This window comes from Flavobacterium sp. Root935 (assembly GCF_001429295.1).
GTDB lineage: Bacteria > Bacteroidota > Bacteroidia > Flavobacteriales > Flavobacteriaceae > Flavobacterium.
The window spans coordinates 124381-140264 of record NZ_LMJL01000007.1 but is presented as its reverse complement, the minus strand read 5'-3'; the positions used below and the strand labels follow the sequence as shown (position 1 = coordinate 140264).

Annotated in this window: 17 protein-coding genes; 11 read left to right on the top strand and 6 right to left on the bottom strand. The window is 32.8% G+C overall.

Going from position 1 to position 15884, the window contains the following annotated elements; genetic code table 11:
- Nucleotides 1-66: 66 nt before the first annotated feature.
- The 7 genes from accC (at nucleotide 67) to ASE40_RS02125 (ending at nucleotide 4855) form a co-directional block, all read left to right on the top strand.
- Entirely contained in the window at nucleotides 67-1413 is a 1347-nt protein-coding gene (accC, locus tag ASE40_RS02155) for an acetyl-CoA carboxylase biotin carboxylase subunit (protein ID WP_057115163.1), read from the top strand.
- 351 nt (nucleotides 1414-1764) lie between these two features.
- A complete protein-coding gene (locus ASE40_RS02150) occupies nucleotides 1765-2061 on the top strand; it encodes a hypothetical protein (RefSeq protein ID WP_057115162.1) in 297 nt (98 codons plus the stop codon).
- Between the two features lie 75 nt (nucleotides 2062-2136).
- Nucleotides 2137-2433, top strand: a complete 297-nt coding sequence (locus ASE40_RS02145; RefSeq protein WP_057115161.1) for a hypothetical protein — start codon at nucleotides 2137-2139, stop codon at nucleotides 2431-2433.
- Nucleotides 2434-2462: 29 nt separating this feature from the next.
- Nucleotides 2463-2753, top strand: a complete 291-nt coding sequence (locus tag ASE40_RS02140; RefSeq protein ID WP_057115160.1) for a hypothetical protein — start codon at nucleotides 2463-2465, stop codon at nucleotides 2751-2753.
- Between the two features lie 18 nt (nucleotides 2754-2771).
- Nucleotides 2772-3065 carry a PepSY-like domain-containing protein gene (locus ASE40_RS02135; RefSeq protein WP_057115159.1) on the top strand — a complete coding sequence of 98 codons (294 nt, stop codon included), beginning with the start codon at nucleotides 2772-2774 and terminating at the stop codon, nucleotides 3063-3065.
- A 15-nt stretch (nucleotides 3066-3080) separates the two neighbouring features.
- Complete coding sequence (locus tag ASE40_RS02130; protein WP_057115158.1) at nucleotides 3081-3377, top strand: hypothetical protein; 297 nt, start codon at nucleotides 3081-3083, stop codon at nucleotides 3375-3377.
- A gap of 128 nt (nucleotides 3378-3505) precedes the next feature.
- Nucleotides 3506-4855: a sigma-54-dependent transcriptional regulator gene (locus tag ASE40_RS02125; protein WP_057115157.1), complete on the top strand. Its 1350-nt coding sequence runs from the start codon at nucleotides 3506-3508 to the stop codon at nucleotides 4853-4855.
- 27 nt (nucleotides 4856-4882) lie between these two features.
- Here the strand turns inward: ASE40_RS02125 and ASE40_RS02120 are convergent, their stop codons facing one another.
- Together ASE40_RS02120 and ASE40_RS02115 are read right to left on the bottom strand one after the other, a co-directional pair.
- A complete protein-coding gene (locus ASE40_RS02120) occupies nucleotides 4883-7318 on the bottom strand; it encodes a hybrid sensor histidine kinase/response regulator (protein ID WP_057115156.1) in 2436 nt (811 codons plus the stop codon).
- Nucleotides 7319-7495: 177 nt separating this feature from the next.
- Nucleotides 7496-9397 (bottom strand): S9 family peptidase, encoded by a 1902-nt coding sequence (locus ASE40_RS02115; protein WP_057115155.1) that lies wholly within the window; start codon nucleotides 9395-9397, stop codon nucleotides 7496-7498.
- A 261-nt stretch (nucleotides 9398-9658) separates the two neighbouring features.
- Between ASE40_RS02115 and ASE40_RS02110 the strand changes: the two genes are divergently transcribed.
- The 3 genes from ASE40_RS02110 to ASE40_RS02100 are packed head-to-tail and all read left to right on the top strand — an operon-like array spanning nucleotide 9659 to nucleotide 12502.
- Entirely contained in the window at nucleotides 9659-10771 is a 1113-nt protein-coding gene (locus ASE40_RS02110; RefSeq protein ID WP_057115960.1) for an NAD(P)/FAD-dependent oxidoreductase, read from the top strand.
- Nucleotides 10771-11556 (top strand): monofunctional biosynthetic peptidoglycan transglycosylase, encoded by a 786-nt coding sequence (gene mtgA / locus ASE40_RS02105; protein WP_057115154.1) that lies wholly within the window; start codon nucleotides 10771-10773, stop codon nucleotides 11554-11556. Before ASE40_RS02110 ends, mtgA begins: the two co-directional genes overlap by 1 nt.
- Nucleotides 11543-12502: a lipid A deacylase LpxR family protein gene (locus tag ASE40_RS02100; RefSeq protein WP_057115153.1), complete on the top strand. Its 960-nt coding sequence runs from the start codon at nucleotides 11543-11545 to the stop codon at nucleotides 12500-12502. Before mtgA ends, ASE40_RS02100 begins: the two co-directional genes overlap by 14 nt.
- Nucleotides 12503-13019: 517 nt before the next feature.
- Here the strand turns inward: ASE40_RS02100 and ASE40_RS02090 are convergent.
- Nucleotides 13020-13580, bottom strand: coding sequence for a hypothetical protein (locus tag ASE40_RS02090; protein ID WP_057115151.1), 561 nt, complete (start codon nucleotides 13578-13580; stop codon nucleotides 13020-13022).
- A gap of 115 nt (nucleotides 13581-13695) precedes the next feature.
- Complete coding sequence (locus ASE40_RS21660) at nucleotides 13696-14148, bottom strand: hypothetical protein (RefSeq protein WP_082586731.1); 453 nt, start codon at nucleotides 14146-14148, stop codon at nucleotides 13696-13698.
- A gap of 160 nt (nucleotides 14149-14308) precedes the next feature.
- Here ASE40_RS21660 and ASE40_RS22085 point away from each other — a divergent pair, with 160 nt between their 5' ends.
- Complete coding sequence (locus ASE40_RS22085; RefSeq protein WP_166669332.1) at nucleotides 14309-14485, top strand: hypothetical protein; 177 nt, start codon at nucleotides 14309-14311, stop codon at nucleotides 14483-14485.
- A gap of 63 nt (nucleotides 14486-14548) precedes the next feature.
- Here ASE40_RS22085 and ASE40_RS02085 read toward each other — a convergent pair whose 3' ends face one another.
- Both ASE40_RS02085 and ASE40_RS02080 read right to left on the bottom strand, forming a co-directional pair.
- Nucleotides 14549-14956, bottom strand: coding sequence for a hypothetical protein (locus tag ASE40_RS02085; RefSeq protein WP_057115150.1), 408 nt, complete (start codon nucleotides 14954-14956; stop codon nucleotides 14549-14551).
- Nucleotides 14957-15125: 169 nt separating this feature from the next.
- The gene (locus tag ASE40_RS02080; RefSeq protein ID WP_057115149.1) at nucleotides 15126-15479 is read right to left on the bottom strand and encodes a hypothetical protein; all 354 of its coding nucleotides are present in this window, start codon (nucleotides 15477-15479) and stop codon (nucleotides 15126-15128) included.
- Nucleotides 15480-15884 lie beyond the last annotated feature (405 nt).

The following is a 15884-nucleotide window of genomic DNA, read 5'->3' as shown; positions in this document are numbered from 1 at the left end:
TGTTAATCATCTAAAATTATCTAATTATCAAATTGTCTAATTATCTAATTATCTAATTAAAATAAGATGTTTAAAAAAATATTAATTGCGAATAGAGGAGAAATTGCACTTCGTGTAATTCGTACATGTAAGGAAATGGGAATCAAAACTGTTGCAGTTTACTCTACAGCCGACGCAGAAAGTTTACATGTTAAATTTGCTGATGAAGCGGTTTGTATTGGTCCTCCTCCGAGTAACTTATCGTATTTGAAAATGTCAAATATCATTGCAGCTGCAGAAATTACAAATGCAGATGCAATACACCCAGGATACGGTTTTCTTTCTGAGAATGCTAAATTCTCAAAAATTTGTCAAGAGCACGGAATTAAATTTATCGGTGCTGCTCCAGAAATGATTGACAGAATGGGTGATAAAGCTTCTGCAAAAGCTACAATGAAAGCAGCAGGAGTTCCTTGTGTGCCAGGTTCAGACGGATTATTAGAATCTTACGAGCATGCACAAAAAGTAGCTAAAGAAATTGGTTATCCAGTTATGATGAAAGCTACTGCTGGTGGTGGTGGAAAAGGAATGCGTGCTATCTGGAAAGAAGAAGAGCTTTTAAAAGCTTGGGAAAGCGCGCGTCAAGAAGCTGCTGCTGCATTCGGAAATGACGGAATGTACATGGAAAAGCTTATTGAAGAACCACGCCATATCGAAATTCAAGTTGTTGGCGATTCTTACGGAAAAGCCTGTCACCTTTCTGAAAGAGACTGCTCTGTACAACGTCGTCACCAAAAACTTACTGAAGAAACTCCTTCACCTTTCATGACAGATGACTTACGTACAAGAATGGGAGAAGCGGCTGTAAAAGCGGCTGAATTCATTAAATACGAAGGAGCTGGAACTGTAGAATTTTTAGTGGACAAACACAGAAACTTCTATTTTATGGAAATGAATACTCGTATCCAAGTTGAGCATCCAATCACAGAACAAGTTATTGATTATGATTTGATCCGTGAGCAGATTATGGTTGCTGCTGGAATTCCAATTTCTGGTAAAAACTATCTTCCAGAATTACACGCTATCGAATGTCGTATTAATGCTGAAGATCCTTATAACGATTTTCGTCCTTCACCAGGAAAAATTACTACGCTTCATATGCCAGGAGGACACGGAGTACGTTTAGATACTCACGTATATTCAGGTTATAGTATCCCGCCAAACTACGATTCTATGATTGCTAAGTTAATTACAACAGCGCAGTCTCGTGAAGAAGCTATCAGCAAAATGCGTAGAGCTTTGGACGAGTTCGTAATTGAAGGTGTAAAAACTACAATACCTTTCCATAGACAATTAATGGATGATCCACAATATATTGCAGGAGATTATACAACTGCATTTATGGATACATTTAAAATGAAAGATCCAGAATAATTATAAAGGCTGTCAATTTTTTTGACAGCCTTTTTTCTTTTATATGCACTTTATTTAAAATTCCAATAAATAAACTCCAAATTCCAACTTGGAGTTATAATTTGAATCTCAAACATTGGAATTTGGAATTTTAAAATTTGAAATTTCTTCTAAGGTTACACTTTAAGTGTTTACTTATTACACACCTTTTTTATCTTTTACACACTTTTTGAAATTTATCTTTTTTTGGCATAATTAATCAAACCCTTTAAAAATAAGGGTTTATGGCGTTTGGCACAGTTCTTTTCTATTACGGCATAATAATTTCATTACCTAAAGCGTAAACAACTATTAATATTAAATATATACGTTATGAAAAATTTATTTTTATCAGCCGCAATTGTCTTAGGAAGTTTAACTTCATTCGCTTCAAATACACAAGTAACAAATACAATCGTAAAAACGATTTCTATTGAAGACGAATACACAGAGATCAAATTAGAAGAATTACCAGCTGCAATTACAGAAGCTTTGAAAAAAGCATATCCAGAAGCAGTAATTACAAAAGCATATAAAAACGAAAAATCAGAGTACAAACTTGACGTTACTGTTGGTGACAAAGTTGGAAATCTTTTCGCTAATGCAGACGGAACTTGGATTAAAAAATAATCTAAAAATAGATTGGTGTGAAAATCCAGTTCAAGAATACTAAAATAAAATTAACAACATTAAAATATAACTATCATGAAAAATTTATTTTTATCAGCCGCAATCGTTTTGGGAGGTTTAACATCATTTGCTTCAACTTCGCCAATTTCAAATACTATCGTAAAAACAATCTCTATCCAAGATGATTATACAGAAATTAAATTGGAAGAGCTTCCAACAGCAGTAACAGATGCTCTTAAAAAAGCATATCCAGATGCTGTGCTTACTAAAGCATTTAAAAACACAAAATCTGAGTACAAGTTAGAAGTAACTGTTGGAGATAAAACAGGAAATCTTTTTGCAAACGCAGACGGAACTTGGATTAAAAAATAATCTAAGACTAACCCTTAAAAACTATTACTATGAAAAAGTTGATTCTATCGGCAGCAATTGTTTTAGGCAGTTTGTCGATGCACGCAGAAACCACTGCTGTAACCAGCCCAATGGTACAGACAGTTAATGATCAGGATGGATATAAAGAAGTAGACGGAGTTCCGGCAGCTGTAAAGAAAGGCTTAGACGAGGCTTATCCTGGTGTAGTGCTTGAAAAAGCATGGGTAAATGACAAAAAGGAGTACAAAATTGAGATCACTGTTAGAGGTGAAAAGTCAATTGTCTTTACAGACGCTTCTGGTAACATTCTTAAAAAATAATTTTTAAACCACAATATTATGAAAAAGTTAATCTTATCAGCAGCGATTGTTTTAGGAAGTTTATCGGTAAATGCCGCTATACTGCCAGCAATTTCGATTTCTCAATCAGTACTAATTCAAGATGAATTTACTGAAGTAGCTGCAGACGCCGTTCCAGCAGCAGTAAAGTCTACAGTTGAAAAATCTTTCCCGAAAACTAAGCTTGAAAAAGCTTATAAAAACGAGAAAAACGAGTACAAACTTGAGATTTCAAATGGAGACAAGAAGTATACTATTTTTACAGATGCTTCTGGTAATATCATTAAAAAATAATTAAAAATCAGCATCATGAAAAAATTAATGTTATCAGCAGTTATCCTTTTTGGAACAATGTCAATTCATGCAGATGTATTGCCAGTTTCAGAAGATATTAAAACTACTGTCATTATTCAGTCCGAATATACAGAAGTTGCTGCAGATGCTGTGCCTGCAGCTGTAAAAACAGCCTTGCAGACAGCTTATCCAGGTGCAAAATTGGAGAAAGCATTTGTAAACGAAAAAAAAGAGTATAAACTCGAAATATCAGTTGGAGACCAAAAGGCTACTGTTTACTCAGATGTCAATGGTAACTGGTTGAAGATATAATTAGGTGAATTTAGATTTATGTTTTTGGTGAAAAAGAGATTGCGACGTGCAATCTCTTTTTTTTTGCATAATTTTGTGAAAATACAATTTTAATAGTCTTATTTTAGCAAAAAACTCCCTAAACTCAAATGCCGAAGATATTATTGATAGAAGATGACATCGCGTTTTGCAAATTATTAGAAAAATTTCTAATTAAAAAAGCTTACGATGTAACGATAGCTTTCTCTGCTGCAGAAGCGCGTACAGCAGTTAAAAACGAATCTTTCGATTTGATTTTGACAGATCTTCGTCTGCCTGATTTTGACGGTATTGCTTTAATGTCAGAATTCAAAAATTCATACCCTAATATTCCAGTCATTTTGATGACGGGATATTCGGATGTAAATACTGCAGTTAAAGCCATTAAGAATGGCGCGGCAGATTATATTTCTAAACCTTTCAATCCCGATGAGGTTTTATTAGTTATTACTAACGCTCTAAAATCGCAAGAGCTGGAAGACGAAACCGAAACTCCGGTTAAAGAAAAAAAGAAAGTCAAAAAAACAGTTTCTACAGAAAATGAGTTTGTAAAAGGAATTTCTGTTGCTTCTAAAAAACTGTTAGATCATATTGAATTAGTCAGTCCTACTGATATGTCGGTTTTAATTATCGGCGAAAGCGGAACTGGAAAAGAAATTATTGCAAAAAGTATACATCAGCAAAGCCAGAGAAAAAACAATAATTTTATAGCAGTTGACTGCGGTGCTATTCCGAAAGAATTAGCTGCGAGTGAATTTTTTGGTCATTTAAAAGGATCTTTTACAGGAGCGATCAGTGATAAAATGGGTTATTTTGAAGCAGCAAATGGTGGAACATTATTTTTGGATGAAATTGGAAATCTTTCATACGAAAATCAAATTCAGTTGTTAAGAGCACTTCAAGAAAGAAAAATTAAACCCGTTGGAAGTAATAAAGAAATAAACGTCGATATACGCATTATTACAGCTACAAATGAAGATTTGCGCGAGGCAGTAAAAAACGGCGATTTTAGAGAAGATTTATACCATAGAATCAACGAGTTTTCGATTCAGTCTCCATCTTTAAAAGATCGTGATGAAGATTTAATGGTTTTTGCCGATTATTTCTTAGAAAAAGCAAATCAGCAGTTAAATAAAGATATCATCGGATTTTCTCCAGAAGTAGTTTCTATTTTTCAAAATTATAGCTGGCCTGGAAATCTAAGAGAATTGCAGAATTGCGTAAAACGTGCAACTCTTTTATCTCGTGGTAATTTTATTGAAAGTGATGTACTTCCAGCAGAATTTTTTCAAATTCAAAAACAACAGCCTGCAGCAGGAATGTCATTATCTGAAAATGAAAGAGAGACTATTATTCACGCTTTATCAAAAGCACAGAATAATAAATCGGAGGCAGCGAAGCTCTTAAAAATTACTAGGAAGACGCTTTACAATAAATTGAAACAATACAACATAGAGTAAAGCATTTAAAAAAATGCTTTACTTTTTTTATACTTCTTGTTTTAATTCTTCAAAAAAGACATTCATTTTTTCTTTTAAATCGATAAACATACTTTCCAAATCTAAAGTATTCAAATCGTCTTTTTCTAATTTCTTTAAAATCTCACCAATTTCATTCGCCTGAATTTGTTTAAACATTGGCGCAATACGATGTGCAATCGATTTTATTTCGTCGTGATTGTTTTCTTGTATAGCCGTGCTCAAAAGACCTATATTTTCTATACTGCTGTCTATGAAAGATTTTAGAACCTCTTTCAAAGCGGATTCATCTTGACCAAGAAAATCTTTTAAAGTATCTAAAGAATACATTTGAGAAGAATGATTTTCTGCAGTTTCTGAAAATTCAGTATCCGGAATTTCTTCATTGTCTAAAATATGCTGGATAGTTTCGAGCAAAATTTTTGGCGAATATGGCTTTTTGACAACAGTAGAAAAACCAGCTTCTTTATAAACCGAAAGGTCCAAATCTGTTCGACCAGTTAACGCTATTACGGGCTGATTTTTGAAAACAGAATCAGGAAGTTCACGAAGCTTTTCTAAGAACAAAAATCCGTCGATTTCTGGCATCTGAATATCAGTAATCACAAAATCAAAAGGCGTGTTTTGAATGGTTTCTAAAGCCTTTGCAGGATTGCTAAAAGATAAAACCTGATGTTGTTCTTGTTTTAAAACACCACTTGTCAGATTCAACAGATTAATGTCATCGTCAACAACAATAAAAGTTTGTTTTTTAGTGTTTTTTAATGGCTTGTTTTTGACTTTAGTCGTAGTTGGCTGGCTATTATCAAAAATTAATGGCAGTTCAACTTTAAAGGTGCTTCCTTTGCCATAAATACTTTCTAAACTTAAAGTTCCGCCCAAAATAGAAATAATCTTTTGGCAGATCGATAATCCTAAACCAGTGCCACCATATTTTTTCTCGATATTTTCATTGGCTTGTGCAAATTCTTCAAAAACTAATTTTTGATTTCCTTTTTCAATTCCAATTCCCGTATCTTGAATAGAAATAGTAAAAGTCTGGTCTTCATTCGCGTAAGCGGCAATTCTAATATGTCCTTCCTCTGTAAATTTATATGCGTTTCCAATAATATTGGTTAAGATTTGTTTTAGTCGAAAAGGATCACCAACAATGCGTTTCTGAAACTTTTCATCGACATTAATAATCAGGTCAATATTTTTTTCCTTGTAAACAGTTTGAATGTTTTTGGCAACATCTTCAATAATTTCGGGAAGTAAAAACGGAACTTTTTCGATGGCAATTTTTCCCGCTTCGATCTTCGAAAAGTCCAATAAATCCTGTACTAGCTGTGTAATATATTCAGAAGAATTTTTAATGTTTTTTACAAAATAAGACTGCTTGGTATTAATATCTGAATTTCCTAAAAGTTCAGAATATCCCACAATCGTACTCAAAGGAGTTTTTAAATCGTGGCTTACAGTCGAGATTAATTGCTCGCGGCTTTTAAGAAGGTTTTTGGTTTTGAAATTGGCAATTTCCAGTTGTTTTTTATAAACCTGTGATTTAGAATAATCACTCACAATTAAAATAGAGAAAAACACTGTCAGCAATAAACCAATAACAGCAGAAGCCGTCACGATTTCATTGACTCTTTTTAGTGATTTTTCTTTTAGTGAATTGTTTTTTATCGAATTGATAATGATTTCTCGTTCAATAATTCGAAGTACTTTTCGCAGCTGATCTGAAATCGCCATTTCGTTTTGAAGCAGTTTGTTTTCTTCAAAATTTAGGGATTCTTTTTTCTTTTCAGCTTTCATTTTCACGGTGCTCAACAGCTTTTTAGAATTTGCTAAAATAGAATCCGAAGCTTTTTTGCTCAACGTATTGGTGCTGTCGTCTGGAATATTTTGATTGAGATAATCTACATATCGCTGTAAAACGCCTCGCTGATAACTTCCCAATTGGTTTGGGTTTTTGGTGAAATCCTGAAGTTCGAGTTTTCTTAAATTAAACTCCATTTTCGTGATTTCGTCAATAGCATTATTTACAGAAGTTTCGTCATCTGCTTTATTTTTAATTTCTTTTAACTGCTTGATATTTTTAGTCTTTTCAGATAAAAGATAAGTCACACTGTCCAAAAGTGTTTTTTGATATTCTGTAGTAACAATTTGTTTTAAAGTATCGATGCGAAGACGAAGCGAATCTGTCTCGATCAAATAATTTTTAAAATCTTTTTCGGAGTTATTTTGAATAGTCTGTCTTGCTAAACTTTCTGTTTTATAAACGTTCGAGAAAAGTTTACTGACTCTAAGAATTTTGGTTTTTTCGAAAGCAATTTTGTCTTCCAGTTTGTTGTAAACGACATTTTCAGAATATAAAAACCATCCAACTGTAACAACCAAAGCCAATAATGCAACATAGCTGAATAAAACTTTGAGTGCTGTGTAACTTCTTTTGCTCTCCATATTTTGCTGAAAATGTTTGTAAATTTGGGATGAATCTAAACTCCTGCAATTTATCTAAAAAAATCTGTTTACCGAAAAGTAAATCTCTTCGATATGTTACATAATTATAAGGTCTGCAAATAAAAACAGCCGTAGATTATGTAAAATCTACGGCTGTGAATTGATCTTTTTTATGAATTAAAGAGTTTCATCTAACCATTTAAAAAATTCACCTTGCCAAACCTGAGCATTTTGAGGTTTTAACACCCAGTGATTTTCATCTGGAAAATAAACAAAACGGCTTTTAATGCCTCTTAACTGTGCTGCTTGAAAAGCTTCTTGTCCCTGCCCGATTGGCACGCGGAAATCTTTTCCTCCTTGGAAAATCAAAATTGGTTTGTTCCAGTTCTGAACCAAAGTTGCTGGATTAAAAGTTGTATAAGCTTTTTGAGCTACAGCATTATCTTTTTCCCAGTAAGGTCCGCCAAAATCCCAGTTGTTAAAGAAAACTTCCTCAGTAGTTCCTAACATTGAAACAGTATTGAAAACACCATCGTGAGCGATAAAAGTTTTGAAACGGTTTTTGTGAATTCCAGCTAAATAAAACACAGAATATCCTCCATAACTAGCACCAACGCATCCTAAACGAGTTTTATCAACGTATTTTTCTTTAGCAACATCATCAATTGCAGAAAGATAATCGTCCATAACTTGTCCGCCCCAATCTTTACTAATTTGCTCGTTCCATTCAACACCATGTCCTGGCATTCCACGACGGTTTGGAGCAACTACCACATAGCCTTTTGCGGCCATCAAAGAGAAATTCCAACGGAAAGAATACGATTGAGTCAATGCACTTTGTGGTCCGCCTTGACAGAATAATAAAGTTGGATATTTTTTAGAGGCATCAAAATTTGGAGGTAAAATTACCCAAACCAGCATTTTTTTGCCATCAGTAGTTGTAACGTAACGTTTTTCAGTCTTACTTAAAGTTAAAGACTTGTACGTTTCTGTATTCACATTTGAAAGCTGTTTCCAAGTATTTTTCTTCAAATTGAAAGAGAAAATTTCACCAGCATGATTCATGTCACTTCTTGTAACAATAATATCATCTCCAGAAAAACCTACTAAATCATTCACATCAAAATCTCCGTTTGTCAATTGGCGAACGTTGATTGCGATTTTAGTCAAACCTGGAAAATTAACAGAGAAAAGTTGTTTTGTTCCGTCAATTGGAGCCACAAAGAAAACTGTTTTTCCGTCTTTACTCCAGATAAAATTATCTACAGTTCCGTCCCAGTTTGCAGTTAAGTTAGTTTTGATTCCTTTAAACTCAACAATAATATCGTTTTTATCAGACTCGTAACCGTCGCGTTTCATTTGTAACCAAGTTAAATTTCCTGTTGGAGAAAACTGCGGTGCAGTATCATAACCTAAATTACCTTCGGTTTTATTAATAGTTTTTTGAGTTTCTAAATTGTACTCATAAATATCTGTGTTTGTAGAAATCGCATAAGCAGTTCCTGCTTTTTTCTTGCACACATACAAAATACTTTTGCTATCTGGCGACCAGATATAATCCTCGTCACCGCCAAAAGGTTTTTGCGGAGAATCAAAAGTTTCGCCTTTTAAAATGTCGATTCCTTTTGCGCCGTCTTTGTTTTCTTTATAAAAAACATGGTTAAATTTTCCCTCGTTCCAAGTATCCCAGTGACGGTAATCTAAACCATCATAAATTTGTGCATCAGATTTGGTTAATTTCGGATAAAAATCTTTTCCTAAAACTTTATCGATTTTTACTTCTTCATTATAAACGATAAATTTTCCGTCTGGCGAAATGTTTTTATCAGCCAAGATATCTTTTGTATCCTTAATTTCAACTGCATTTCCTCCGTTTACAGGAATTGTGTAAATTTTAGAAGTCGATTTATTTTCTTCTACAGAAGGCGTAGAAACTTTAAAAACAACATTTTTTGCATCTTTAGAAATGCCAAGAGGTGTCACTCTTCCTAATTTCCATAACAATTCTGGTGACATAACATTCTGTCCGATAGCGTTTAAACTCATCATTATTAAGGTTGTTAATAATACTTTTTTCATAATCAAATTATTCTATTTTTTGTGGCGCTAAAAATACAACAATAAAATTCCAATATTTTAAATTCCAAATCCCAAAAAATGTTAAAAGTTCTAATTTTTATCCCGAGGGTTCGGGAACAAATTCCAAAAATTGTGGTGATTGAAAATTTAAAAAGAAAACTCGAAATTTGGTCCCGAACCCTTGGGATAAAATATTGGAATTTATTTAAAATTTGGAATTTAAAAAATTGTAATTTAACCCAATATTGGAATTTAGAAAAGATGGAATTAAGTTATTGGGAATTAAAAAACTGGTTCACGAATATTGATTATACAATTGTGGGAAGCGGAATCGTTGGCCTGCATACGGCATTGCGCTTACGCGAAAGATTTCCGACAGCTAAAATTCTTGTTCTCGAAAGAGGAATGCTGCCTCAGGGTGCAAGTACAAAGAATGCAGGTTTTGCCTGTTTTGGAAGCCTTTCTGAAATTTTGGAAGATTTAAAAACACATTCAGAAGATGATGTAGTAAATCTTATAGAAAAACGCTGGAGAGGTTTGCAGCTTCTTCGAAAAAGATTAGGAGATTCTGCGATCGATTTTAAACCTTACGGAGGATATGAATTGTTTTTGAAAGAAGATGAATTCGGATTTAATGAATGTGTTTCTAAAATTTCTTTTATCAATGAAGTGCTAAAACCACTTTTCAAAGCTGATGTTTTTTCTAAAGAAATAGACCGTTTTGGATTTGGAAATATTCAGGAATATTTGATTTTTAATCCGTTTGAAGCGCAGATTGATACTGGAAATATGATGCAGGAATTATTGAAGCAGGCAGTTGCTGCCAATATTTTAATTCTAAATCAGCAAACGGTAACTTCTTATGCAGATACGGGAAATCATGTTGAAGTTGTTCTGAACAATTTTAATTTTACAACCCATAAATTGCTTTTTGCAACAAATGGTTTTGCGGGATCTTTAACCAGCGGAGCTGTAAAACCCGCAAGGGCGCAAGTTTTAATTACAGAACCCATTCACAATTTAGATATAAGAGGAACGTTTCATTTAGATCGCGGTTATTATTATTTTAGAAATATTGATAATCGAATTTTATTAGGAGGAGGACGAAATTTAGATTTTGAGGCAGAAACCACAATCGAATTTGGACAGACGAAAATTGTACAAAATAAATTGGAAGATTTGCTGAAAAATGTAATTTTACCAAATCAGGATTTTCAGATCGCGCACCGATGGAGCGGCATAATGGGAGTCGGAAACAGTAAAAACCCTGTTGTTTCTCAACTGTCTGAAAACGTGTTTTGTGGAGTGCGTTTAGGCGGAATGGGAGTAGCAATAGGCAGTTTAATAGGAACAGAATTAGCAGATTTAATATAATGGCAGCACCCAAAAAACCAGTACCAAAAAAAACAACCGCAGCGAAACCAAAACCAAAATCGTCTCCTAAAAAAGGAAATCGATCTTTAGGAGAAAAAATAAAGTGGTTTTTTATAAAAGCAGCTTTATGGTTTTTCGGACTATCAATTGGGTCGGTTATATTTTTTAAATATGTTCCCGTTCCTTTTACACCCTTAATGATCATTCGAGCTATCGAAAATAAAATGGGAGGAAAGGAAGTTTATTTTGATCACGATTGGGAACCAATTGAGAAAATCTCAATGAATCTGCAAAAAGCAGTAATTGCTAGTGAAGACGCTACTTTCTTAACGCATAATGGCTTTGATTTTAAAGCACTTCAAAAAGCCTATAAAAGCAATGAACGCGGACGCCGAATTCGCGGTGGAAGTACTATTTCGCAACAAACCGCCAAAAACGTCTTTTTATGGCAGGGAAAAAGTTATTTGCGAAAAGGCCTCGAAGCTTATTTTACGGTTTTAATAGAATTGATTTGGGGCAAAGAGCGTATTATGGAAGTTTATCTAAACAGTATCGAAATGGGTGATGGTGTTTATGGAGCTTATGCTGCAACAGAACATTGGTACCGTCGTGATGCTTCAAGTTTAACGCCAATGCAGGCGGCAGGAATTGCGGCCATTCTTCCAAATCCAAGAAAATTTAAGGCTACAGGTTCTTCAAGTTATATAAATAGAAGAAAAGAACGAATTGTGCGCGAAATGCGATACGTTGGAAAAATCAATTATAAAGGTGATGGGAAAAAGTAAAAAGACTTTTTTTGCTTTTCTGATATTAACAGTAACGTTGACTTTTGGACAAGGAAAAACTTCAGAAATAGGTTTTATATCGGATAACGATTTGTATACTTCGTCTAAAAATGACATGTATTACACTAACGGATTGGAGATTTTTTATCGTTTTTTATCAAAGAATGAAAATCCGAAAATCAATAAAAAAGTAACAGAGTTCCGTATCGGACAATATATTTATAATCCGAGATTTATAAATAAAGAAGCAGAGTATGTAAGCGATCGGCCCTTTACTGCCTATCTTTTTGCAGAAGCAGGGAGAAGCTTTTTTTATCAAAGTGAGTCAGTTTTAAAAACCGATTTTCAGCTGGGCTTTATGGGACCAAATGCTTTAGGGGAAGAAACACAGGTGGGTTTTCATAATTTAATTGGCTACAAAAAAGTATACGGCTGGGAACATCAACTTCATAACGCTTTTGGAATACAAGCGCATGTAATGTATTCAAAAAAAATGTTTCCTTCAAAACACAACGATTTTGTCGATCTGTACTTTCAATCAGAAGGTAGACTGGGAACAATTTATACAGGTGTTTCAACAGGTTTTATGGCAAGATTTGGTTTTAAAAGACTGACGCCAATTTACAATTCTAATATGTATCATGCTTCTGTAAATTCAGAAGCACAGCCTAATATAAGGGAGTTTTATTTCTACATGGCACCAAGTGTCAATTACCAATTTTACGATGCCACAATCGAAGGCAGCTTGTTTAATCATACCAACCCAATTACCTTCGATTTGGTTCCACTTCGTTTTAATGGTGAAGCAGGTTTAAAATACCGTCACAATAATTTCAATATTTCGTATTCCTTCCTTTACCGTGGACGCGAATCAAAAGGTGATGTTAATGATACAAATCGCGGTTATTTTTATGGATCGATTCGAATGGGATTTTTGTTGAGGTAGATTTTCTATGCACAAAGGCGTTAAGACGTGAAGATTTTTTTAAAATGAAAGTTTAAAAGTTATGTGGAATTATTTTTTCTTGTTCTTCTTTTTTGTCTTTTATGCTTTTATGAGCTATAAATGGGGATCGTTTTTGATTCCAAACTTGTCGTTGGATTTATTTTATTACTATTCTTAACCTATTTTTATTACAAATACAATGATAGAGGATTGATTCTGATTTCTATGTTTAATCTGTTCTTGTATGCCCTTTTATTCCTTTCGTCAATATTTATTTATTTTGATAGAGAAAACGAAAAAAGAACTTACTACATATTTCCTATTCTTATCTCTATTTTATTAATGATTGTACAAAAGCAGACTATGAATTATGAGGCTCTTTGGGGTATACCAGTTGCTGGGGCATTTTTTCCTTTGTATTTTTTGAAGTATTACTTAAAATACATGAAGGAAGAAGTTTGATAATAAGTGAAAATTTTTTACAAATCCACGCTATCTACTTTAAATGCTTTCGGATTTAATCCATTTCCATGTTTTTAGACAAATCCTCCCATTTTTGATCCAGACAAACTATAGTATTTTCCATTAGAGCGACATTCACATCAGAAGTGCTTTTTACTTGCGGACTTAATACTGCTTTTCCATTTTCGAAATAAATATAAGCATCAACATTGCTGTCTCCCCAAAAGTATGGGTAAACTATTGCTCTGTTTTCCGTGCTTTCGGTAACGAATTTTTCCATACTGACGATAAAAGCAAGCATGGGCAGCATTTCAACATAATTTTCACTGAAAAACAGCAATCCCCATTTCCATTCTTCTTTCGCTTCATCATAGTCTGAAAAAGCCATTGCTTGTTTGTATTCCATCCATCCATCAAGAACTTCCTGATTGGTTTTTTCATTGTAGGAACGAAGATATTCTGGCGTTAAATCCATTTTAGAATACATTTCACGGCTGTCCCACCATTTTTGCCAGTTGTCGTTTAAGGTTGGTTTTTCGGGAGCGCTTTTTAAAAAATTTTCTAGCTGCGCTTTTGTGATTTTTACTTTAGAGAATAAAGAACTTAATTCAGACATTATTTAAGATTTTAATGAAACATAATTAAACAATCAGCGGTTTGTTTTTAACGATTATTTTGAAATTTATATAAAGAAATATACTGATAATGAGATCGAATCTCAATACTATTTTTTATTTCGACTCATGCTTTTTTAGAATATAATGTAATGTAAATACTGTAATTATAGATAAAATGGAAATAGGTAAAAATGACAATGTAAGCGTATGAAGCAATTCTTCTGTAAATAGAAATGTGCTCCACGAAGATTCTCGATCAACAAAAATGCTGTAATTCCAGAAAAACCATATTGAAATTAAGAATAATAATTGAAGAAAAACTATTGAATAGCTGTTTTTAAGGAAAGAAAGAAACCGAAAAACTATTGATAATAAAATTGAACAAATGAAAGACATTAAATAAGCGTCATAAGAAAAAGAACAGTCGAGACAGCTGCTTGAACTTCTTTCAGAAAGGCTTCCCATTGTCCAGTAAATTTGTATAAAAGTAACAATGAAAATTGTAATCGCAGTTATAGAAAGTTTTAGTAATAAAGGGAATAATTTAATTTTTAAGGTTTGATCCATTTGTTTTTATTGTCCGAAAGGTTTACTTGTTTAGATTTTGACAAAAATAAAAATAAAGAAATATTTCGGGAATTGGCATTGTTTAACTTTAAAGAAACACTTAACCTTTTGATAATATGCTTAATAATTAAAATCTTTACATTTAATTAAAATTCAAACTATGGAAATTAATTGGATTGTAATAGGAGTTGTAGCGCTATTGGTTATCATCTTGGTTATTTTGACACTCAGAAAAAACCAAAAAGAAAAAAGGAAATTGGAAAATTTGCTGAATAATGATTTCAAAAAAACAGACAAAGACGACGTAGATGCTGAAGATTCGGCAAATGAAAAATAAAAATAAAACCGCATAACTAGTTGCTATGCGGTTTTTATCGTTTATTTTATAAAAAGGTAGATTTTATTTTTTAGTATAAATTCCTTTAAAAGCTCCTTTAGATTCTATTTCTGTATCTGATATTTTGACAAAACTATAAGTTCTTTTGGAAGAAGCAGAATTTTTATATTGTAAAATATAAGAATCATCGGTTTGTGTTTGCGTAATTTCTGGATCTTCATCCTGAATGATGTAATACTGTACTTCTCCTTTAGCCGAATAAAGATTTCCATAAGAGTTACAAGTAATATCAGATTTTGTAAATTCAAATATTTGACCTTTAGAGTCAATCCATGTTCCTTGAATCCACTGAGGAGGATTAATTTTAGCATTGATATTATAACCACCATCAATACTCATACCATCTTGACTTTCGTCAGATGAACATGAATACATAAAAACTAGACTTAGTAAAACTATTAATTTTTTCATCATTAAATTTTTTTACAAAATTGATTCGATGAAATTTGAACGAGATACTGGTTTAGTTTTAAATATAATAAATTAGGACATTTTTTTAGAAAAAAAATGATGCCATAAAAGAATTCTTTGGTCCAAAACTTCTAAATCATAATTTTGATAATAGTGCTTAATTATGGTTTTATTCTGAAATTATTATTACAAAATAAATAACAGATACAATTAAGAGAACTAATCCGATGATTAGTAATATGTCATCTTCCGCAGAACTAATGCTTTTTTTGACTAGATAATAACGATCGATCAACATTCCGATTTCGTAAAATAATAGAAAACCAATTAAGGTTAATAAACCATATACTTTTTCTAATCCGCCGCTTCCGCTAAAAGCGCCTTCATGAGCAAACCAGCCAATAATTAAAGCTAGCGGAATAATTAATAATGTTGATTTTATAAGAAGCGGACTTCCTTTCCAGAATAATAATGCAATCAAAGCTATTATTGGTAGTAATAACCATCGTAATAATAATGTCATTTTTAAGTCGATTTTACAGATTAGTAATTTGTATGGTAAAGCTTAAATTTTGCTAAGGTTATAATTTAATGTAAGTTACTTAAAAATGTTTTTATTTGTGCAGGTTGTCTTTTAAAAGCTGTAATTCTGCTATTACATATTAATGCAAAAGGCTATTGTTGAAGTTTAAATTTCCATTCTACGTTTTTTGTCGCTATCTAAATAAAAAACCGTATCACAACTAAGTAATACGGTTTCTGGGGAGAATATCGGATTCGAACCGATCACCTTCCCGATCCATCGGGATACTTTAGCCTTTTGTAGCTATGAGATTCTCAATGTATTTTCTACTTTTCATTTTTTTAATTTGCATTTCTCTTTGGTAAGCTTCACTTCTTGTATGAAAAGTTTCGAAATATTTTATTT